This is a genomic window from Mesorhizobium sp. 10J20-29 (genome assembly GCF_054130485.1).
In genome coordinates, this window is sequence record NZ_CP199156.1 from 332,910 (window position 1) to 352,472 (window position 19,563).

At 55.7% G+C, this 19,563-nt stretch carries 18 protein-coding genes, 1 tRNA gene and 1 pseudogene; 12 read left to right on the forward strand and 8 right to left on the reverse strand.

What is annotated here, in order from left to right; translation table 11 throughout:
• Nucleotides 1-347 precede the first annotated feature (347 nt).
• On the forward strand, nt 348-1,397 hold the full coding sequence (locus tag ACT2BZ_RS01645; protein WP_457938815.1) for a threonine aldolase family protein: 1,050 nt from the start codon (nt 348-350) through the stop codon (nt 1,395-1,397).
• Nucleotides 1,398-1,452: 55 nt separating this feature from the next.
• Here ACT2BZ_RS01645 and ACT2BZ_RS01650 read toward each other — a convergent pair whose 3' ends face one another.
• Nucleotides 1,453-1,911, reverse strand: coding sequence for an Hsp20 family protein (locus ACT2BZ_RS01650; protein WP_457938816.1), 459 nt, complete (start codon nt 1,909-1,911; stop codon nt 1,453-1,455).
• Between the two features lie 459 nt (nt 1,912-2,370).
• Here ACT2BZ_RS01650 and ACT2BZ_RS01655 point away from each other — a divergent pair, with 459 nt between their 5' ends.
• On the forward strand, nt 2,371-3,327 hold the full coding sequence (locus ACT2BZ_RS01655; protein WP_457938818.1) for an alpha/beta fold hydrolase: 957 nt from the start codon (nt 2,371-2,373) through the stop codon (nt 3,325-3,327).
• A gap of 21 nt (nt 3,328-3,348) precedes the next feature.
• On the opposite strand, the gene hisN is transcribed toward ACT2BZ_RS01655, so the two are convergent.
• Together hisN and ACT2BZ_RS01665 are read right to left on the reverse strand one after the other, a co-directional pair.
• Nucleotides 3,349-4,179: a histidinol-phosphatase gene (gene hisN, locus ACT2BZ_RS01660; protein WP_457938820.1), complete on the reverse strand. Its 831-nt coding sequence runs from the start codon at nt 4,177-4,179 to the stop codon at nt 3,349-3,351.
• A 203-nt stretch (nt 4,180-4,382) separates the two neighbouring features.
• Nucleotides 4,383-5,321 (reverse strand): N-formylglutamate amidohydrolase, encoded by a 939-nt coding sequence (locus tag ACT2BZ_RS01665; RefSeq protein WP_457938821.1) that lies wholly within the window; start codon nt 5,319-5,321, stop codon nt 4,383-4,385.
• A 162-nt stretch (nt 5,322-5,483) separates the two neighbouring features.
• Between ACT2BZ_RS01665 and cpdR the strand changes: the two genes are divergently transcribed.
• The 7 genes and pseudogenes from cpdR (at nt 5,484) to ACT2BZ_RS01700 (ending at nt 11,823) form a co-directional block, all read left to right on the forward strand.
• Nucleotides 5,484-5,846 carry a cell cycle two-component system response regulator CpdR gene (gene cpdR, locus ACT2BZ_RS01670; RefSeq protein WP_457938822.1) on the forward strand — a complete coding sequence of 121 codons (363 nt, stop codon included), beginning with the start codon at nt 5,484-5,486 and terminating at the stop codon, nt 5,844-5,846.
• 106 nt (nt 5,847-5,952) lie between these two features.
• A tRNA-Val gene (locus ACT2BZ_RS01675) sits at nt 5,953-6,027 on the forward strand.
• Between the two features lie 101 nt (nt 6,028-6,128).
• Nucleotides 6,129-7,115 carry a site-specific integrase gene (locus tag ACT2BZ_RS01680; protein ID WP_457938823.1) on the forward strand — a complete coding sequence of 329 codons (987 nt, stop codon included), beginning with the start codon at nt 6,129-6,131 and terminating at the stop codon, nt 7,113-7,115.
• A 650-nt stretch (nt 7,116-7,765) separates the two neighbouring features.
• Nucleotides 7,766-8,698, forward strand: coding sequence for a hypothetical protein (locus tag ACT2BZ_RS01685; RefSeq protein WP_457938824.1), 933 nt, complete (start codon nt 7,766-7,768; stop codon nt 8,696-8,698).
• Nucleotides 8,699-10,058: 1,360 nt separating this feature from the next.
• Nucleotides 10,059-10,166 (forward strand): annotated as a pseudogene (locus ACT2BZ_RS01690) (sugar O-acetyltransferase); the annotation flags it as partial.
• A 50-nt stretch (nt 10,167-10,216) separates the two neighbouring features.
• Nucleotides 10,217-10,948, forward strand: a complete 732-nt coding sequence (locus tag ACT2BZ_RS01695; protein WP_457938826.1) for a glycosyltransferase — start codon at nt 10,217-10,219, stop codon at nt 10,946-10,948.
• A gap of 314 nt (nt 10,949-11,262) precedes the next feature.
• Nucleotides 11,263-11,823 carry a recombinase family protein gene (locus ACT2BZ_RS01700; RefSeq protein ID WP_457938827.1) on the forward strand — a complete coding sequence of 187 codons (561 nt, stop codon included), beginning with the start codon at nt 11,263-11,265 and terminating at the stop codon, nt 11,821-11,823.
• Between the two features lie 28 nt (nt 11,824-11,851).
• On the opposite strand, the gene ACT2BZ_RS01705 is transcribed toward ACT2BZ_RS01700, so the two are convergent.
• On the reverse strand, nt 11,852-14,068 hold the full coding sequence (locus ACT2BZ_RS01705) for an AIPR family protein (protein WP_457938828.1): 2,217 nt from the start codon (nt 14,066-14,068) through the stop codon (nt 11,852-11,854).
• Nucleotides 14,069-14,459: 391 nt separating this feature from the next.
• On the opposite strand from ACT2BZ_RS01705, the gene ACT2BZ_RS01710 reads away from it, so the two are divergent.
• Complete coding sequence (locus tag ACT2BZ_RS01710; protein WP_457938830.1) at nt 14,460-14,987, forward strand: hypothetical protein; 528 nt, start codon at nt 14,460-14,462, stop codon at nt 14,985-14,987.
• 630 nt (nt 14,988-15,617) lie between these two features.
• On the opposite strand, the gene ACT2BZ_RS01715 is transcribed toward ACT2BZ_RS01710, so the two are convergent.
• Complete coding sequence (locus ACT2BZ_RS01715) at nt 15,618-16,178, reverse strand: YecA/YgfB family protein (RefSeq protein ID WP_457938831.1); 561 nt, start codon at nt 16,176-16,178, stop codon at nt 15,618-15,620.
• Nucleotides 16,179-16,223: 45 nt separating this feature from the next.
• On the opposite strand from ACT2BZ_RS01715, the gene ACT2BZ_RS01720 reads away from it, so the two are divergent.
• Both ACT2BZ_RS01720 and ACT2BZ_RS01725 read left to right on the forward strand, forming a co-directional pair.
• Nucleotides 16,224-16,979, forward strand: a complete 756-nt coding sequence (locus ACT2BZ_RS01720) for a glycosyltransferase family 25 protein (protein ID WP_457938833.1) — start codon at nt 16,224-16,226, stop codon at nt 16,977-16,979.
• 153 nt (nt 16,980-17,132) lie between these two features.
• Entirely contained in the window at nt 17,133-17,321 is a 189-nt protein-coding gene (locus ACT2BZ_RS01725; protein WP_457938835.1) for a hypothetical protein, read from the forward strand.
• 112 nt (nt 17,322-17,433) lie between these two features.
• On the opposite strand, the gene ACT2BZ_RS01730 is transcribed toward ACT2BZ_RS01725, so the two are convergent.
• The 3 genes from ACT2BZ_RS01730 to ACT2BZ_RS01740 form a co-directional block, all read right to left on the reverse strand.
• A complete protein-coding gene (locus ACT2BZ_RS01730) occupies nt 17,434-17,844 on the reverse strand; it encodes an MAPEG family protein (protein WP_457938836.1) in 411 nt (136 codons plus the stop codon).
• A gap of 735 nt (nt 17,845-18,579) precedes the next feature.
• Nucleotides 18,580-19,047: a CatB-related O-acetyltransferase gene (locus tag ACT2BZ_RS01735; protein ID WP_457938837.1), complete on the reverse strand. Its 468-nt coding sequence runs from the start codon at nt 19,045-19,047 to the stop codon at nt 18,580-18,582.
• 44 nt (nt 19,048-19,091) lie between these two features.
• Complete coding sequence (locus ACT2BZ_RS01740) at nt 19,092-19,496, reverse strand: host attachment family protein (RefSeq protein ID WP_457938839.1); 405 nt, start codon at nt 19,494-19,496, stop codon at nt 19,092-19,094.
• Between the last annotated feature and the right edge of the window lie 67 nt (nt 19,497-19,563).

Genomic DNA, 19,563 nt, shown 5'->3' on the forward strand with positions numbered 1-19,563 from the left:
CGCGGGCGCATGCTCTCCGCCGATACTTTTCGCACAGAAGCGGCGGAGGGGCGCGCTGAACTATACGCCACATTCCACCGTGCATCGCCAGATAAATAAGACAGTATTACTGTCCTAAAATTCTTATTGCAGAAAACTCCGGCCGGCACAAGACCGATTCACGATAAACCGGAAGCCGGCAAGCAGCAAAATTTCGCCGGGCGCGCCCGCCGGGCAACTATCTGTCGCGGGTCCGGCTGGGGCCGTCGAGCGCGGGATGACGATTTGTTTCCTGGCGACCTTGATAAGGCTACCGAAAACCGGCCAAGGTCGCGCCCTCCTCCACGCAATCTTCAGGACAAGCGACCGTGATCTTTTCCTCCGACAACTGGGCCGGCGCCCACCCGAAAATCGCCGCCGCGCTGAGCACCCACGCCTCGGGCTTCGAGCCGGCCTATGGCAACGGCGATCTCGATCAGGCCGTTACGCGCAAGTTTTCCGAGATCTTCGAGCGCGAGGTGGCGGTGTTCTTCGTCGGCACCGGCACTGCCGCCAACGCGCTGTCGCTGGTCTCCTATGACAAGCCGGGCGGACTTTCCTTCTGCCACCGCGAGTCGCACGCCATGGAGGACGAATGCGGCGCGCCGGAGTACTTCATGGGCGGCTCGAGGCTTCATGGCGTCGACGGCGCGCTCGGCCGCATGGAGCCGGCCAGGCTCGAACGCGCCATCGGCCGCTTCGTGCCGGAATTCGTCCACACCGGCAGGCCGGCCGCCGTCTCGATCACCCAGGCGACCGAGATCGGCACGCTCTACGGGCTCGACGACATCGCGACCATCTCGGCGATCGCCAAGAAGCATTCCCTGCCGCTGCACATGGACGGCGCACGCTTCGCCAACGCGCTGGTGGCGCTCGGCACGACGCCAGCCGAAATGACCTGGAAGCGCGGCGTCGACATTGTCTCCTTCGGCGGCACCAAGAATGGCTGCTGGTGCGCCGAGGCAGTCATCCTGTTCGATCTCGAACGGGCCAACGACTTCGGCTTCATCCGCAAGCGGGCGGCACAGCTGTTTTCCAAGTCGCGCTTCATCGCCGCGCAGTTCGACGCCTATTTCGAGGGCGGGCTGTGGCTGGAGACGGCGGCCCACGCCAATGCCATGGCTGCGCGGCTGGCCGCCGCGATGCGCGCCTCCCGTACCCTGCGGCTCGCCTGGGAACCCCAGGCCAACGAGGTTTTCGCCATCATGCCGGCGGCAAGGATGAAGGCGCTGCAGGAGGCCGGGGCGCGCTTCTACGACTGGCCCACACCGCATGGTTTCGACGGTGACATCGGCGAGGGCGAGCAGCTTTGCCGCTTCGTGACCAGCTTTGCGACGACGGCCGACGAGGTCGATACCTTCGCCAGCCTCGTTCCCTGAAACGAAAAAGGGCGGCGCTAGAAGCGCCGCCCCGGTTTGACCTGAACAGAGAAGCTTAGGCCGCGGCCTTGGCCTCGATCTGCTTGGTCGACTTGCCGATTTCGATCTTGCGCGGCTTCAGTTCCTCGGGAACCGAGCGCTTCAGATCGATGTGCAGCAGACCGTTCTTCAGCTCGGCGCCCACGACCTCGACATGGTCGGCAAGCTGGAAGCGGCGCTCGAAGGTACGCGCGGCGATGCCGCGGTAAAGCACTTCGGTGCCTTCGCCATTGGTCTCATCCTTGCGCTCGCCCTTGACGCTCAGCACGTTGCGGTGAGCCTCGATGGCGATGTCGCTGTCAGAAAAGCCCGCTACCGCCATCGAGATGCGGTAGGCGTCCTCGCCGGTGCGCTCGATGTTGTAGGGCGGGTAGGTCTGGGCGTTCTCGGGCTGGCCGAGCGAATCCAGCATGGTGAAAAGCCGGTCGAAGCCGACGGTCGAACGGTAGAGAGGCGAAAAGTCAACGTGACGCATGGGTTTGTTCTCCTGTTGAGCAACTGTTTTGCGTGTTTGATCCGATGGCAGAACCCGGTTTGGCGTTCCGTCTGGACCAGCGGCCCCACGAGTGGCGACCGCTCCCAAGATTTGGGTGCCCAATTTCGGCATTTCAAGAGATTTGACGGCAAAATCGCCGTCGTCTCGATGAACCCGAGGTGAACCGCCCCTTCGGACGCCATTCAGGCGCGGCCGGTTAGAGTCTCGTCAAGATCACGGACAAGGCGGGTGCCCGACAGGCACCGCCGACGAGGCCGAGCCGGGTGTAACGTCCCTTCCTCCCGGATCGACAGAGGCCGGAAGACCGCCATGGGCGGCTTCCGGCTTCCCCTTTTCAGGCACAGGCGTATCCGGGAATTCCTTGCTTTTGCCGGCCGCGCTTTCTATCACCGGTCAGGCGTTCCGCTGAGGCACGCAAAACCCCGTCAACAGCGCTCCATGTCCGATCTGTTCCACCAATCCCCCGGCAATCCCGTACCGGAAAAGGCACGCGGCGGCCATTTCACCGCCCGCGACGGCGTCAAGCTGCGCTACGGCCTGTTCTCGGCCACCGGTCGCCCGCTGAAGGGCACGGTGATCCTGCTGACCGGTCGCAACGAATGTATCGAGAAGTATTTCGAGACCGCCAGGAACCTGTCGGAACGCGGCTTTTCGACCGCCATCATGGACTGGCGTGGCCAAGGTGGTTCCGACCGGCTGCTGCGCGACAGGCAGCGCGGCCATGTCCATAGTTTCCGTGACTATGTGCGCGATCTCGACCAGTTCTTCGAGGAAGTGGCTCTGCCTGACTGCCGCGGTCCCTACTACGTCCTCGCCCATTCGACCGGTGCGCTGGTCGCCCTGCTTGCCACGCCCTCGCTGATCAACCGCGTGCAGCGCATGGTGCTGGTGGCGCCCTTCCTCGCCTACAAGGGCGTGCCTTTCTCGATCCGCACCGTCGGCCGCATCACCCGGCTGCTCTGCTATCTCGGCCTCGGCAAGATGTACGGCGCCTGGGGCCCGCGGCCGCGCCGCACGCCGCCCTTCGCCACCAACCGGCTGACCACGGACATCACCCGCTACCAGCGCAACTCGGAAATCTACGAGCAGCATCCCGAGCTTGCGCTCGGCGGTCCGACCATTCGCTGGATCCGCGCGGCGGCCGAGGCGGCAATCGCCGTTACCGACCCGGAATTTGTCTCCCGCATCCAGATCCCGGTGATGTTCGTCGCCGCCGGCGCCGACGACATCGTTTCGAATGCGGCGATCGGCGACTATGCGCGCAAGCTGCGCGGCGGCTCGATCCTCAACATCATCGGCGCGCGCCATGAATTGCTGCAGGAAGCCGACATCTTCCGCGAGCAGCTGCTTGCCGCCTTCGACGCCTTCGTCCCGGGCACCGACAATCTGGTCTGAGGTTGGCGTGCCGGATGGCGCTCAGCCGGCGACCGCCGACGGCGCTTCCTCGTGCAGGATGTGCATGGCCGCGGCGTGCAGTTCCGGCGTTGCCGCCGCAACGATCTCTCCGCCCGCCTCGGCCGGCCCGCCATGCCAGTCCGTGATCATGCCGCCCGCCGCCTCGACGATCGGCACCAGCGCGACGATGTCGTAATTCTGCAGGCCGACCTCGACGACGAGGTCGACATGGCCGGCGGCAAGCATGGCATAGGCGTAGCAATCGGTGCCGTAGCGCGGCAGGCGCACGGCCTTTTCCAGCCGGTCATAGGCGGAGCGCCTTGCGTCCATGAACAGCGCCGGCGTCGTGGTGCAAAGCGTGGCATCCGCAAGCGACACGACCTTGCGGGTGGAAAGCGGCCGCGTGCCGCCCGGCCCCTCATAGACGGCCTTGCCGTCGATAGCGTGGAACAGCTCGCAGGTGAAGGGCTGCGCCATCATGCCGGCAATCGCATCGCCATTGTGTGTCAGCCCGACCAGCGTGCCCCACAGCGGAATGCCGGAGATGAAGGAACGCGTGCCGTCGATCGGGTCGATGACCCAGACATGATCGCTGCCGGGATTTTCCAGGCCGAACTCTTCGCCGAGGATGCCATGGCCGGGATATTCGGCCCGGATCAAGGCGCGGATGGCTTGCTCGGCCTGCTGGTCGGCCTCGGTCACCGGATCGAATCCGCCGCTCAGCTTGTTCGTCACGTCGCCAAACTGACGGAATCGCGGCAACGTCTCTTCCGCGGCGGCACGCGCGATACGCCGCAAAAACTCGACCGAAATAAGCAAAACCCGTCTCCAACTGTTGCCCAAACGCAACATTTTTGTGCGTTCGCAGCCTTTTGCACATGCCAATGAGCTTTAACAAGCCAGAAACAGTTGACATTTGTGCGTTGCACAATAAATTTTGAGTCGAACAGGTTTTCCTGTTCATGCCCTCCTTGGGCGTTTCCTCCCTAGACTTCGACCGCATCGTAGACCGATGCGGTCTTTTTTTATCTGCCGTCGCCCGATTCTCCGCAAGGCTACTCGGCGGCCAGCGGCATATCCCTGAAATGATCGCCGGGCATCCCCATCAGCTCGGCAGAAAACCGCGCCAGGTCGTCGGCCAGCGCGTCGAAGCCCGACGTGCGGGCAAGCGTGCGTTCGTTCATGTAAAGGCCGCGGTTGATTTCGACCTGGATGGCGTGCAGCCCGCGCGCCGGACGGCCGTAATGCTCGGTGATGAAGCCTCCGGCATAGGGCTTGTTGTGCGCCACCGTGTAGCCCATCGACATCAGCAGCCCGATGGCGTGCTCGGTCAGGCCGCTCGCTGCCGAGGCGCCGAAGCGGTCGCCGACGATGAAATCCGGCCGCACCCCTGATTCGCCGATACGGATGCTGGCGGGCATCGAGTGGCAGTCGACCAGCACGGCATAGCCGAAGGCCGCATGCGTGCGGGTGAGCAGGCGCTTCAGCGTGTCGTGATAGGGCTTGTAGACGTTTTCGATGCGGCCGATGGCCTCGGCAAGCGGCAGGCGCCCGGGATAGATGTCGAGCCCCTCGCCGACCAGCTTGGGGATGGTGCCGAGTCCGCCGGCGACGCGCGCCGAGCGGATGTTGGCGAAGGAGGGAACCGGTTCGGCGAACATGCGCGGGTCGAGTTCCCACGGTTCGCGGTTGACGTCGAGATAGGCGCGCGGGAAGTTCGCCACCAGCATCGGCGCCCCGAGCGCCGAGGCCGCGCCGAACAGTTCGTCGACATAGCAGTCTTCCGAGCGGCGGATCGCCAGCCGGTCCAGACGGGTCATTTCCAGGAAGCGTTCCGGATAGCGGTTGCCGCTGTGCGGCGAGTTGAAAACGAAGGGCACGCGCTGTTCGGCGCCGGTGCGGACCTCAAAGGCCGGCACATCGTCAAAATCGTCGGCCGCCCTTGTCAACCGCGCCTCACCCGAAGGACCACTCTCATGCGGCGAAACTGACATCTGGCGGACGACCTGTCCAGCCTGTCGCAAAGTACCGGCTTCGATGCCGCAGGAGCCCCAAACGCAACATTCACTTGATGTTTACCCGCCGCACTTCATATACAGGATGGTTAACGGGCCTGTCGGTGTACAGTCCCGCAATAGCGATTCGGACGGGGTCAGATGGCACGCATACTCCTGGCAGAAGACGACGACGACATGCGCCGGTTCCTGGTCAAGGCGCTCGAACGCGCCGGCTACGACGTCAGCGATTTCGACAATGGGGCAAGCGCCTACGAGCGCCTGCGCGAGGAGCCCTTCTCGCTGCTCCTGACCGACATCGTGATGCCGGAGATGGACGGCATCGAGCTGGCGCGCCGCGCCACCGAGATCGATCCCGACCTCAAGGTGATGTTCATCACCGGCTTCGCCGCGGTCGCGCTGAACCCGGATTCGGGCGCCCCCAAGGACGCCAAGATCCTGTCGAAACCCTTTCATCTGCGCGACCTGGTGAGCCAGGTCGAAAAGATGCTTCAGGCTGCCTGAGCCACACTTTCGGGCGCATCCGGCAAGGTCGGCGAAAAGACCGGCCGGAGGCGTCCGCTGGCTATTGACGCGCCAGCGCAAAAGTGGTGTATGCGCGGCTTCGGATGGGTGTGTAGCTCAGCGGGAGAGCACTTCGGTGACATCGAAGGGGTCGTAGGTTCAATCCCTACCACACCCACCATCCTAAATGATTGAAAACAAAACGTTTTTTGATCTGACCGCTCCATCGAAACCTGAATGATTTTGGCCGCTGTCACACTCCTGTCACAGTGAGAAATCGTCATGGCTACAATTCGGAAGCGAGGAACGAACTGGCAGGTGCAAATTCGCCGCCAGAACATGCCACCAGTTACACGTACATTCCTGAAGAAATCAGACGCGACAGAATGGGCCCGATTTTGGGAGACCAAGGCGGACCGAAACGAGTTGCCCGAAAACACAAGAAACCTGAATCACATATCGCTGGGCGAGCTCGTCCAGCGCTACCTTGAGGAAATTGTCCCAACCAAAAAAGGCGCAGTTAACGAGACGATCGTTCTCAATGCCTTCATGCGTGACCCAATCTGTCAAAAGAAACTTTCGGTATTGGCTACTTCGGATTTCGCGGCGTATCGGGATGGGCGCCTAGAAACTGTTGCGGCCAAATCCGTGGCTCGATGGCTATCGCCACTTTCCAATATGTTCAGAATTGCCAGGGTGGAATGGGGTCTCCCATTGAGCAACCCTCTTGCAGACCTCCGGTTGATTACAACGGACAGGAAGCGGCATAGGCGACTTCGAACTGGAGAACTCGACCGGCTTCTATTTGCGATCAAGAAGTCCCGAAACCGCTACGTCAAACCCATAATCTTGTTTGCGATAGAGACGGCGATGAGGCGCGGGGAAATCCTCGCCATGCAATGGAGCCAAGTGGACTTCGAAAGGCGCTCAGTGGCCATCCCTGAGGCAAAGAACGGGCATTCCAGGGCGATTCCATTGACCCTGACGGCAAGGGACATGCTCTTGGAGTTGGATCGATCACATTTGAAGGTGTTCCCCTTAACACCCGTGGCATTGCGGTTGGCTTGGGATCGATTGACTACGAGAGCTGGATTGGTCGACCTTCATTTCCATGATCTCAGGCATGAAGCGATTAGTCGATTTTTCGAGATGGGTTTGACCGTCCCGGAAGTGGCTTCTATCAGCGGGCATCGAGACATAAGAATGCTGTTGCGCTACGCTCATGCTGACACCAGCCGTCTCACAGCCAAGTTGGATAATCAGCAGTAGCGCTTATGCCCTATAGACCCCCTACGATTACGAATTTCAATCATGCGAAGTGGCTGAAGCGTGGGTTCCGGTTGAGCGAGATATTCGACCCGTTCCTCGATGAAATGACTGATCGGGTGTTGGTCCACTCAGGCCGAACGAGGCGGATTGACAACCTACGAAACATCAAGAACGCGTTGAATGTACTGCTAACTAATTTGTACAGCACACACATTCGAAATGAGAATAGATTCATAATTATTGACAGGAGCAATAACGGGTATTCTCGAGGAGAATTTAATCCCCTGAGATTGAACAGAAATAAGATGAGAGATTGTTTCAATTTCTTGATAAACGCTGATCCACCTTATATTGAAATGATGGGAGGTAACTTTGATAATAATATAGGTCGAGGTTACCCAACAAGGATGAGAGCTTCAGAGAGAACCATCAACGAGATAGAGGGCTATCTATTTCAACTGAGGGAATTCCGGCAGGAAGAACCGCAGGGTATTATTAGGACCACTTTGAGAGACAACCCACAGTCCCCAACTCTCGCTTTTTTATTTAGAGAAGAAAACCTTCCGATCATCCGATTAAGAGGAGAGAAGCCTGCGGATGGTGGCTCTGCTCCACAGTTAACATTCGAACACACTCCCGAAACTCGTCAGATGGAAGCCAACCTTCTAGCCTACAACCAATTCGTGAGTCAGCATCACTGGATTGATATCCTCATCCCGGACAGAGACTTCGATGCATTGTCCCGAAACGTTGACGACGAACGTGATGAGTTTGGTGACGAAGACGACGGTCGATGGGAACTCATGCTGGGTCGAAATCAGCTTTATCGGGTGTTCAACAATGGGCGCTTCACCGATGGCGGAAGGTTCTATGGTGGATGGTGGCAGGGCGTACCGAGTCGTTTGCGTGAACATCTGACTATCAATTGGTACCCAACCTCTGAACTCGACTACTCGAACATGCAGATCGCGATGCTTTACTCGGACTCTGGTTTGCAGCTCGAGGGAGACGCGTATGAGATTGATGGCATCCCTCCCACGCATCGAAAATTGATCAAGCGGACTGTCTTCAAAATCATAAATGCAGCTGGCCAGATACGAGCACCGCTGCGAACTCAACTCCCTGACGGCTGGACATGGAACCAACTCATGGAAGCCGTGAGAGAGAAGCATCGGCCAATCGAACATCGCTTCGGTACCGGTATTGGGATTCAGCTCCAGAAGAGAGACGCCGACATTGCTGAAAGTGTCATGCTGACCATGATGGCCGAGGGGATTCTGGTGCTACCCATCCATGATAGCTTTGTCGTCGAGGAAGGGCGGCAACAGCGCTTGAGAGAAGTGATGATACAGGCCTACAATGACCACCTAGGACACGGGATTGATATAGATGCGAACGTGACATGGCTGGGGCGACTCCCACAAGAAATTCACGTGATGGAAGAGCTAGGCGTCCGAGGGCCTGAAGACGTGCTGGCTGAACAGGAAATGCAGCCGGAGTATGCCAACTACCGCGAACGGAGAGCGGCTTTTCTACGTGAAAGAGGCGAACACTGGGGTCACACGCATCACTTCCATTCCTAATCCGATCCCGGCCACCAGATAGCCTCCATACGCCACATAGAAGCCCGTACAGCGCGTTCTTACAAGATTAGGCACAATCTTATCCAAAAACTACAAATACCTCTGTATGAGCTTCTATTGTATTTCTATAGCGCATAGAGAATATATAGTCTTTCAGATAAAGATTAATACGCACAAAAGATGATGATAAATATTCCCCCTATTTAAATATTATTGCCAATTTTACAACTCAATTTTCTCAAAATTACGGCGAGGTTGTATTAAAGAGATTGTACTCCTGGCGCGGCTCCTGCCCCACCCCGAGCAGGAAATGGGTAATAGTGTACAAATCTCCAAGATCAGGGAGTGGGCAGGTGACATGTACACGAGCCCGAAATTGCCGGATAACTTTACAGACAAATCTCGCAAAAATACGCCGAGGCTGTATCCGATAGGGATACCCCTACCCTTGGCTCCTGCCCCTGTCATGCATTCTGCAGATATACCGCGAGATACGAACCAGACTGACGAAATGCATGCGAGCGGAAACCGACGAACCCGCAAATGCGCTCACTAGGACCGGACCAGAAGCGAGCAGGGCCGCAGTTCAGCTAGTGTATCAGAGTCTACGGAACGGCAAAGGTTGTCGTCGGTGAAACAGTCGTGGGTGCAGCCGTCGTTGGTGGAACCGTTGTGGCTGTTCCAGTCGTGACTGGTGGCGATGCCTGAGCGTGGGCAGGAACAACAATCGATTCTACGATTGGGCGGGTCCACTTTGACGGAAGCGCGATTGTCGCAACCACCACTCCGCCAGCCACCAACTTGATAGCTCGCCTACGGTTGACATTGCGCTTGCTCATGCTGGCTATCCCATGTTCCACGATATCTACTACATTGAAATACCGTCTGCATGCGTCCTGTCAACGCTTGAGCGATTAAACGGCCTTCAGCTACCATGGCGTAATACGCCGCAGATCGAACCCTCTAGGATTGGTTCAATGCCGAAACACGGCGACGAGCGATGATGACCGAAGACCTGAATCTGCGTTTTCCTCACGTCCATTTCTACAATATGCGCCTGACCGAGGTGCAGGAGGGCGTGGAAATCGGGGCTGGAACTCGCGTTGGATCGATGACCCTCATACATAAAGGGGCACACATTGGCACCAACTCAACGATCGGATCACACTGCAACATTTGCGACTGCCGGATTGGCGATAGGGTCTCCATACAGACCGCCTGTCACATCACCAGGGGTGTCGTCATTGAGGACGATGTGTTTGTCGGTCCGGGAGTAATAACGGTCAACGATCCCCTCACGGTAGTGGAATTGGCTTATCCGAGGATTTGCAAAGGGGCCAAGATCGGTGGCGGAAGTGTCATTATGCCAGGTGTGACAATTGGTGCAGACGCCATCGTTGGTGCCGGGAGCGTTGTGACGAAAGATGTTGCGAAGGGTACTACCGTCGGAGGGAGCCCGGCTCGTTTAGCTGCGCTTGGCAGGATTGCCTCGAGAGGGGCGGAGAACGATAGAACCCCATGACCAAACTGCCATCAATCGTATGCCGGACAGCAACTTTTGGGCGTGGGCCCCTCTTAAACGAGGCCGTAGGGTCCTTCCTGCGCCAAGATTACCCAGGCCCCAAGCGGATGTTTATCCTCAACGACTGTCCCGGTGTCGAATATTGGTGCGACCACCCGGACATCCACGTCGAAAATTCGCCCACGCGGTTTCCGACATTGGGAGACAAGTTCAACCACTTATTAGGGAGTTTCAAGTGCGACATCGTGGTCAACTGGCCGGATGACGACATCATGCTGCCCCACGCAATCTCGACCGTCGTCGACAATATCAAGGACCGTAAAGTCTTTGCCGGAGTTGGCTTCTGGTACATGGAAAGCGGTGAAATCAAGAAGTTCGATAGACTGCATTGTGCAGGTGTCCTAGCCTTTCGCCATAAACTCTGGCGGGAATTGGGGGGCTATGCCTCAATGAATAGTGGCGAGGACAAGGAGTTTCTTGCTCGCATTCGCAACCATGTGGACGTGGAATTCTCCCAGCTCTCGCCTGATCAAGCTTACTTCATCTACCGTTGGGCGACTGGCTTCGGGCATCTCAGTGGCTACGATCACGGTTCGACAGATGGGTATGCCGAGTACGGTGAAACGGTCATGGGTAGAAGCGTGCCAGGTCGGTACGAGATAACACCCACGTGGAAATACGACTATCAGGAAATGGTGGAAGAGTTTCTCAATCGCCCTCCCATCTAGTTGGTGCCCTCCCCTGCGAAGCGACGAGACCATCCGAGAGCCAATTGGCTAGGGCCTACAATGCAGGTTGCAACTGATCGAACGAAACACTCCGTTGGGTATCGCTGGAACAACACCGCAGAATTGAGCCGAAAAGGCCAACGTTCCTGCTTCGGGAACTGCTCAGAGTCAGTGCCGCGATTGGACTTGCGCAAGCTGGCAACTGTCATCCGACATGTCCACAAAGGTATACCATTCTAGCACACCAGGATTGACCGTACCTTTTGCGTCCAATATCTAGGTGTCTTTCACTCTCTAGAGGAAAGGGTACAGACATGGGAAGCATCGTGGCATATGCGCGTGTTTCAACAGGTCAGCAGGACAACCAGTCTCAGATTGATCGGCTCATGGCAGCAGGGGCCACCAAGGTCTTTTCGGAGAAGAAGTCTGGGCTCGATGGCGGAAGACCGGAGCTTGCCGAGTGCCTGAGATATGTCCGTGAGGGCGATACGCTGATGGTGACCAAACTCGACCGGCTCGCTCGTTCCACAGCTGACCTCTACAAGATTGTAACTGAGTTGGCCGACAAGGGTGTTGGCTTCAGGGTCCTAGACGATGCTGCTGTTGATACGACGACCAGGACTGGAAAACTTGTCATGGGTATCCTGGCCCTGATCGCAGAGTTTGAGACCGAGATACGCAGAGAGCGTCAGATGGAAGGTATTGCCAAGGCCAAGTCTGAGGGCAGGATGGGTGGACGTCCAAAGCAGGTAACCGACGAGATTGAAGGGCGAATTCGAGATCTCCGGGCGCAGGGAGTTAGCATTCGTAAAATCGCAGCCGAGGTGGAATTCTCGAAAGCCACTGTACAAAAGGTAATAACCTATCGGCTTTGACTCGTGATATCCGATTGTACGGCCCGCATTATTTCAGGTTTTTCCTTATGAATTCGAAGACGCCTTGGCACTCATTTATGCCCACAGCCCAACTGCGCATCAACTGCGATGTCTTTACGAAATTATCCATCTGGATGACTTCATTGAAGAAAATCTCTCTTGTAGAATACCCATAGTTAAATCTTGTGCGATTGGGAGCAATGAGCCACTGCTCCTTCCATGGAGAAGCGAGCATTCCTTCAACGATATGACCAAAAAGATACCAGAGGGTCTGCACAATATCGTCCTTCTGGTAGTGCCACTGGTTGCTCTCGTCTTCCGCTTTCAATGTCGTGAAATCAGCATTCTCAAACAACCTTTTAAACGTGCCATTTCGCACCAGCATCTGGCTTTTTTCTGAATACAAAGACCCATAACTCTTGTACATACAAAACCCCACAAGTTCGGGAAATATGTAAGTGGTTGCGCGGAGTATGACGCCCCGAAGATACTTGTTGTCCCTGTTCAGCTCCTCGTTCTGCTTCTCTCTTGTCGCGCCATCTAAATTAAGACGCGTTACCGCCTCATCCCGATGCTTCTTTGCTGATGGGGCTAGCTTTCGTGCAAGTTCCCTGGCCAAATACGCGGCCAAAAGAGATTTTGGATACGGCGAAACAGGAGTAACATCTCCCAGAACCTTCTTAACATCAAATCGGAAGCCGTAATCACATCCGTGCTTCTCAGGCTGATGGAGGTATATCAATCTATAGAGATCGTCCTCGCGAAAAATATCGGTCTTCTTTTGAACGGCCTCATTTGAATACCCAATATATGCTAGCCAGCATTGACCCAACTCTTCATTATCTACAGTTCTCGGGGTTGCTCCTGAGCGAAAATCGGACGCTTTCTTACCTTGTAAGGTGCCCCATCTCTTCGCGTCACCTCGAAAAGCCGCCCATGCCCCCTCTTTTCGCTCGTAGAACCAGCCCAACTCTGCAAAAAGCCGTTCATAAATAATCTGCTCCCCGTCGTTCGCGCGAAGATTCCTCTGCTGCATTGGATTCTGGTTGTTTGTCGATTTCACAAGGGATCGAAAGTCTCCAACCGCGTTCCTCGCGTGAAGCCGCACGAGCACGGTGCAATCGTCTTCAAACTGCCGCTTCTCTTGCTGATCCAGATCGCCATAAGCATCATTCAAAGATTTAAGTGTCTGCAATCCATTGATTACGCCGGGCTGCCTTATGCGTATCGATGAAATCGATGGATGTCCCTTTTTCTCAAACCCATCGCAAATGACAGTTAGTCCGTTGTTTAAGTGTTTAAACTCTTTGCGTCCCTTGAAACTTTTTACAGACGCTCTTATCGCCTCATTCACGCGGGAACGTTGTATTTCACAGCGAACATTTGGTTCGAATATCTGATATCCGAAATCTTCATACATCCTAACAAGATCTATCGCTTTAATAAAGCAAACAAGAGATTTCGGTTCTTCGATGACGTTTCCATCCACACGAAGGGTCACTGTATCCCTATTATTGCCGTCCTTGTCTCGCCACTGAGTGTTATTTTCCCGCCATTTGTCCTCTACGAGATTAGGTATTAGATATGATTCAAAATTCAGTGATATCGGTACTTCTGAGACGGTAATGAGGTCTCTCTGTGTAATCTCCTTCCAATGCACCGCCGCTTGTTGCGTGGTTTTTCCTGCCAACGCAGCCAACGTAATATTGACGCTTATTTTCCTATCTGAAGGATCTTCTATTTCCCTGACTCTCGACACCAGAGAATGATATTCAATCAAAAATTGCTTCGCTTTATTATTGATTCCTTCTGGAATAGGGTCTTCGCTTTCCAATCTATCAACAATTCGTTTGATGTCGGAGATATCTGAAGGTGCCACAGATACGGACTCATCAACGTATCTATCGTTTCCTTCAAATGCTTTAAACTGCATAACCGTAACATTTCGATCAGTTATATCCCAAAAATCAATTCCGAAATCTCGCGCGCCGTCAGATAGATGACTTGTTCTCCACTCCTCGTCTTTTGAGAACCCCTGATAATCTAAGACGAGCTCGGCGAAACCACGCTCCAGAGGTAGCCCGTCTTCGTCAACCTTGATCCGGAGGTCCGTTTCCACGAGTTCTACGAAATTTGCCCTCTGGGCCACCGGTAAGCTCATTGTTCCACCTTGAATGCTGATGTCGTTGCTCGAATATGATTTTGTTGTCTTCTGCCAGAGGCGGTGACGATTGGGCGGGTCCATACTATTTCGTTTTTTTCGCAGGGTAACTTCGCAACTGCGAAAACGCTACCCAAACATTCTGAACAGCCTAGTTAGAGTACGGATCCAATTTGGCTCCACTGGCCTCTCATAAAGGACCTGAATCGGGTGAACCATTCCTCCTGTTCGTCAACACGCGCTAGAGTTCTCGTTCCCTCGAGATGATATGGTACGGTCAACGAAGCAGTTGATTTTACGCAGTTATTTTTGATTTCAGTTCAACCGGCGATTAGCCAGCGAAGACGTCTCAGGAGACTTCAATTTCCGTAGAAGTTGGTGGAGCGCTTTGGTTTCCGTCGATATTCAGCATCCCGCTTGAGAATGTCGATTCCCAGAGAATGTTTTCCCTCATATGGTCTCCAGGCGAAACTGGATGTCGACCATGCCAAGCAAATCTATTGCCACATTTGCCGCTTGCTTGCTCTTGGTTGCTACACCCGCACAAACGGAAAAAGTTTCAAATCTGTTTGGCGTTGAGCTCCCCTTTGAATTGCCCGACTGGGCAAGTAATCCAACGGAAGCATTTGATCCTTTTTTGAGCGAGGTAATATCAGGCCTACATGTATTACAGACAATGGGGTTTGAGGTAACCATCCTGAAGCTTGAAATGATACCTCCGTCTGCGAGTCTTAGGGTAAGCTCTCGGCTCTCTGACGAGCCCACTGTTGATATCTCGGGTTTGGTTACAGATGACTCCTCTTGGGTTCTGAAGGCGATGGTCCTAAGCGCTGAGAAGGCAAAAAATGTTCAGGGCTTGGTAAAGCTGGAATATGTCGCGTTAGATATGCAGTTGGGTCTAGCCCAAGCACCCGTAATGAAGATGTCGTTGTCAGAAGAACGCGAAGCAGTTATCGACTCCCAGATGGCGCTGGAAGCGTCCTCTTGCATATCCGCACGATGAGGGTACGGGAGATCGCAATCGGCCCTTGACAGTACGACCTCAGCGTATGTTGGCCACCCGGTTACCTGTCACACTGCTCTCAGAACTGGGATAGGAGAATGACGGTAATAGACGGGGCGGCTCTATAGAAGATTGTAAACTGCGTAAGCAGTAGGTTTAAAGCGATCTTTGGTAAAGCATGTTTCGCATGCGCCTGAGAGAGTGCGCTGTTCGCAATGACTTGGTCAGGAGTTTGATCCTCCTCAACGGCATCATCGGATTTGTATGGCGCGCTTATCTGTGACTAACTCCTATGATTCTGGCTCAGTCACCGATGCAGACACAGGTCTGAGGGGCCAGATTGCAGCCGACTCTACGTACTGATCGTGAACCCGAAACCGGCTCCTATGCGGCTCCAATATGGCTCCAATGGCATCTCAGCACTGCACCCAAACAGAGACTCCATTTCATTTGTTGTCGACGCATACCGGAGATCTTGCATAGGCTTGATGGTGTGGTAGAGTGACCGAAGCAGTTGATTTCTTGCGGTTTTTTGGAACTCAGGTCAGCGGGCGATTAGTAAGGCGAAGCCGTCAAGGAAACTTCAGTTTCCATACCAGTTGGTAGAGCGCTTCGTTTACACCGAAGGTGTCAGTTCGACTGGGACCGCTTCGACTTCCAGTAGGTGAACACATTCGGCACTGTCTCAGGTATCCGCCTTGATGCGGTGTCGAGAAGCGCGTCCATCACCTTCTCTTGGGCACCAACAAGGGATTTACCGTCTTCATCGAAGAGATGAGCGAACACCGGGAACATCCAGTCGCGTCCCTGCTCGGTCTCTAACAGCTCGGCCCAGAGTTCCCTGCGGAGCGCTAGGGCTTGCATGAAGCCCTCACACCAGTCCATCGCAATGGCGTGACCCTCAGGGGCTTCCCAGAAGAGCGGCTCAATAGCCGGCGGTTCACCGTTCAGTTCGGAGGCGATCTCGTTGTAGCGCTCCAACACTGCCTGCATAGCCCAGATGTGTGTATCGATGTCGCTCACGTCAGGCTCTGTGCCACCCCACACAACGGGCAGCCACTCGCTGGGCATGATCAACTCGGGGGAGCACACGATGCCCGTGAGAAACCCGTCGAGGTCCGAGAGCAGCATCGAATTCTCGGGGGAGGCTTCGGAACTTAGGTATTTGTCCAAGGCTTCTAGATCTGCCATTCATCACCTATGGGTCAACATTGGGCATTCAAGACCTGTACGCTTATGATCAACACATATGTCATCAATCTCGATCGAGCGAGTGAACGGCTGGCCTATATGCAACGCCAGCTGGATGCCTTGTCGTTACCTTATGAACGCGTCGACGCCATCGATGGATCGCAGCTAATGCGTCCAGTGGCCGGGTTTGACGAGCGTGGCTACCAACTCTTGCACGGCCGCAAATTTAATCCGGGCGAGGTAGGCTGCTATCTCAGCCACATGCAAGCCTTGCGAAAGTTTATGGATAGCGGTGCCGACCATTGCTTGATCCTGGAGGACGATTGCCTATTGCCCCCCGATCTGTCCTCTTCGATCGAGAAAGCGATAGCAGCGGCGGATGATTGGGACATCCTGCGGCTCTCAACCGTCAGCTCTGGTCGCAAGTTCGCCTTTCGCAGTATCGGTGGCGGTTGTTCTCTTGCCATCTCGTTGACACGCGAAAAGGGCTCTGGGGCTTACGTAGTGAGCCGTCGTTGCGCTGAGACCTTCCTGCGCAGGCTCAGGCCAATGCGTATGGCTTGGGACATAGCCTTCGACACGGAGTATCTGATGGGACTGCGATCAGTGTTCTTGCTTCCGCTGCCGGTAAACCAAGTGACCGATATCGCAACCCAGATCCAGGTCAACCACCGGAAATACAAGCTGCCCCGTTGGCGCTATCTGACGGTGTTCCCGTGGCGGGTCTGGGTGGAGGTCAATCGCGTGCTTCATCGCGGATGGCGTTTGCTCATCCTGAAGTCACGTTACCGAGAAACCTGACATTGCGCGGTTCTGATCGTCTGGCAACCTGCCCCAAGGGTCATAAATATCGGCGAGCCGGTCGACAATGGTCAGCTGCCGTATGCTGGAAGGCTTCGTTGGCGCACCCGTACCGAACCCCCATATGTTCAGCGCAATGCATAGGAGAAACCGATGGCTCGTTGGGTAAAATTGACAACTGCTACTGGTGACGAGAAGCGGCCGATCTACGTCAATCTAGACACCGTCACGTACCTGTTTCCCGCCGACCCAGGAACTCGCATCTGGTTCGCTGGTCATGACACGGCCAACGTGGTCGTTGTAGAAGCGCCTGAAGAAGTCGTTGGAATGAGGACACTATAGCCTCGCCCCTCCCCCGAGGTTGCAGTCGACAGACGACAAGCTGCTGTTTGGTTCTCGCGAATGAGCCCCTGAGCCGAACTGAATCTAATTTGCGGAGGTAGGAGCTGGCCCATCATCCGGCATTTACCAAAATTTCCCAAGCCAGAACGATCAGGCATATCCAGGCTACTGTGAATACCAGTGTCCGCAACATGACGACACCGATCCCTGCAATCATGACGATTGCGTGGGCTATACGCGCCCAGAAAAAGACCGCTGCAGCAAGCGCCGTAGCTGCCGTCGATACATTGGCCAAGTGCGCGACAACGACAAGGCCTGCAAAAGCGCCGAACTGTTCGACGAGATTGATGTGTGCCCGGTTGGCCCGCCTGATCCACGCCGGCATTTCGTTCACGTCACGAAGATTCTTGTAGTCGTCGGGGTTTAGTGGACCAATCGTGCTGACCTGTCCCGCGATAAAGGGAATCCACAGCATTGCAAGCAGTACCGATGTGAGGAACAAATACCAGAGTTCGGTAGTCATGGTCCGATCCTTTCGGTGAAAATCTGGGAAATCGCTTGTACGCTCCCCATGCCATTCTACCGTCAAAGGTGGATTGGCCCAAATTCCCTGCGCTTCGGCTGCTTCGGCCGCGAACTATCCTGTGTCCCTTAACCGTTTTGAGAGCCCGCCAACCGGATAGTTGGCCACGGGATTGACGACGACATGAACCCAGGTCCGGGGGCCATTTGTCCACTGTGCGGCCAGCCTTTCCTGTCACACTGGTGTCACAACCAGCCTCAATAAGGTGCCTAAATAGCGAGGATTGTGTGTAGCAGAGAAAGATCGTAGACTGCGTTAAGCAGCTGAATTTCTTCAGTCTTTCGTTTAGAGCGGATGCGATTTCAGCGGGAGAGCACTTCGGTGACATCGAAGGGGTCGTAGGTTCAATCCCTACCACACCCACCATCCGCCTCAGAATCAATGCGTTAGCTTGCGGTTTCGCTGGCGAGACACACCAGCGAGGCATTTTGCCGTGCGGAAGCCGACCTATCTCGAACGGTCACGCCACCAAGTCTACAATCTTCGGTTCCCGTTTCGACCAAATTATCACCGGACGGTCAGTCCATAGGCAGGGTACCGCCTCTAGCCAGTAGCGGCAGTTTCCTCAGCGTGTTTGTAGGTTGCGGCAAACTCGTTTGCCGGCAGGTCGAAAGCGTCCTTCTCGGCCCGGATCTTGGCGTCCGGCCAATCCCACCATCGAATCGCCAGCAAGGCCTAGACGGTTTGACTGTCGTAGCGCGGCCTAATCACCCGCGCCGGATTGCCCGCTGCGATGGTGTAGGGAGGAACGTCCATGGTCACCACGCTACCAGCAGCTATGACCGCACCGTCGCCGATGCTGACGCCAGAAAGGATGATTGCCCGCGCACCGATCCAGACGTCGTTGCCGACCCGTATTGGCCCCTTTGACACCAAATATTCGAGGTCTTTGCGGCGTTTGAACACCTGTGACTGAAGCGGAAAGGTCGATGCGGTGTGCGTCGGATGGTTGGCCTGGCAGAGAAACAGGACCTCGCGTGCAATCGAACAAAAGGCCCCGATCGTTACGGGCGACTGCGGCGAGCAATTCATGAAGCTGTGGCCGCTAACGCCATAGGTGCGCCGGCCGACCGTCGCATCGCGGGGAATATCCGCCGGGTTCTTTTTCAACCCGAGCCAGATGCGCAGTGTCTTGAGTGCCATGAAGCGTTCAGAGGCTGCTGCAGGCAGGCGATCGGATCAAAATCCTACATCGCGGCCTTGAGCGATTTGACGATTTCGTCGGTGGAGCTGTTCGACAGGGTCTTTGCCAGATCGAACGCAAGCCTGTCTTGCACTTCCTTGTGAAGGAGCGGGCGTACCTCGCCCAGCGTATCGGGATCGAGGACCAGGATCAGATCGTCGTATTTTCCGGCATGCGCCATCGAGTAGAGCTGGTTTGCCAGCTGCTTGGAGAACGTGGCCTCCATCGATTCCTTGCCCGACTGTTCGGGCGGGCTTTTTCCTGCCGGGCCGTCATCCGCCATGTCGCCGGCATCGAGATGCCCAGCCGACTGCAGCCTGATGTCGTTGACGTCACCGACGTTGCGGAAGAATTTGGCGCCCTCCCCTGTGCCGACGACGACGAAAGCGTTTTTGCGAACCTTGTTCATGGTCATGAAATTCCTCTGCGTGTCCGGACGATAATTCGTGTCACCCAGACCAACGCACCGATGGCGG

Bases quoted from the DNA above. Each gene is read 5' to 3' on its own strand.
- ACT2BZ_RS01650 (WP_457938816.1), bottom strand. From the start codon at position 1,911: ATGCGTCACGTTGACTTTTCGCCTCTCTACCGTTCGACCGTCGGCTTC.
- ACT2BZ_RS01655 (WP_457938818.1), top strand. From the start codon at position 2,371: ATGTCCGATCTGTTCCACCAATCCCCCGGCAATCCCGTACCGGAAAAG.
- hisN (WP_457938820.1), bottom strand. From the start codon at position 4,179: ATGTTGCGTTTGGGCAACAGTTGGAGACGGGTTTTGCTTATTTCGGTC.
- ACT2BZ_RS01665 (WP_457938821.1), bottom strand. From the start codon at position 5,321: ATGTCAGTTTCGCCGCATGAGAGTGGTCCTTCGGGTGAGGCGCGGTTG.
- cpdR (WP_457938822.1), top strand. From the start codon at position 5,484: ATGGCACGCATACTCCTGGCAGAAGACGACGACGACATGCGCCGGTTC.
- ACT2BZ_RS01680 (WP_457938823.1), top strand. From the start codon at position 6,129: ATGGCTACAATTCGGAAGCGAGGAACGAACTGGCAGGTGCAAATTCGC.
- ACT2BZ_RS01685 (WP_457938824.1), top strand. From the start codon at position 7,766: ATGGAAGCCAACCTTCTAGCCTACAACCAATTCGTGAGTCAGCATCAC.
- ACT2BZ_RS01695 (WP_457938826.1), top strand. From the start codon at position 10,217: ATGACCAAACTGCCATCAATCGTATGCCGGACAGCAACTTTTGGGCGT.
- ACT2BZ_RS01700 (WP_457938827.1), top strand. From the start codon at position 11,263: ATGGGAAGCATCGTGGCATATGCGCGTGTTTCAACAGGTCAGCAGGAC.
- ACT2BZ_RS01705 (WP_457938828.1), bottom strand. From the start codon at position 14,068: ATGGACCCGCCCAATCGTCACCGCCTCTGGCAGAAGACAACAAAATCA.
- ACT2BZ_RS01710 (WP_457938830.1), top strand. From the start codon at position 14,460: ATGTCGACCATGCCAAGCAAATCTATTGCCACATTTGCCGCTTGCTTG.
- ACT2BZ_RS01715 (WP_457938831.1), bottom strand. From the start codon at position 16,178: ATGGCAGATCTAGAAGCCTTGGACAAATACCTAAGTTCCGAAGCCTCC.
- ACT2BZ_RS01720 (WP_457938833.1), top strand. From the start codon at position 16,224: ATGATCAACACATATGTCATCAATCTCGATCGAGCGAGTGAACGGCTG.
- ACT2BZ_RS01725 (WP_457938835.1), top strand. From the start codon at position 17,133: ATGGCTCGTTGGGTAAAATTGACAACTGCTACTGGTGACGAGAAGCGG.
- ACT2BZ_RS01730 (WP_457938836.1), bottom strand. From the start codon at position 17,844: ATGACTACCGAACTCTGGTATTTGTTCCTCACATCGGTACTGCTTGCA.
- ACT2BZ_RS01735 (WP_457938837.1), bottom strand. From the start codon at position 19,047: ATGGCACTCAAGACACTGCGCATCTGGCTCGGGTTGAAAAAGAACCCG.
- ACT2BZ_RS01740 (WP_457938839.1), bottom strand. From the start codon at position 19,496: ATGAACAAGGTTCGCAAAAACGCTTTCGTCGTCGTCGGCACAGGGGAG.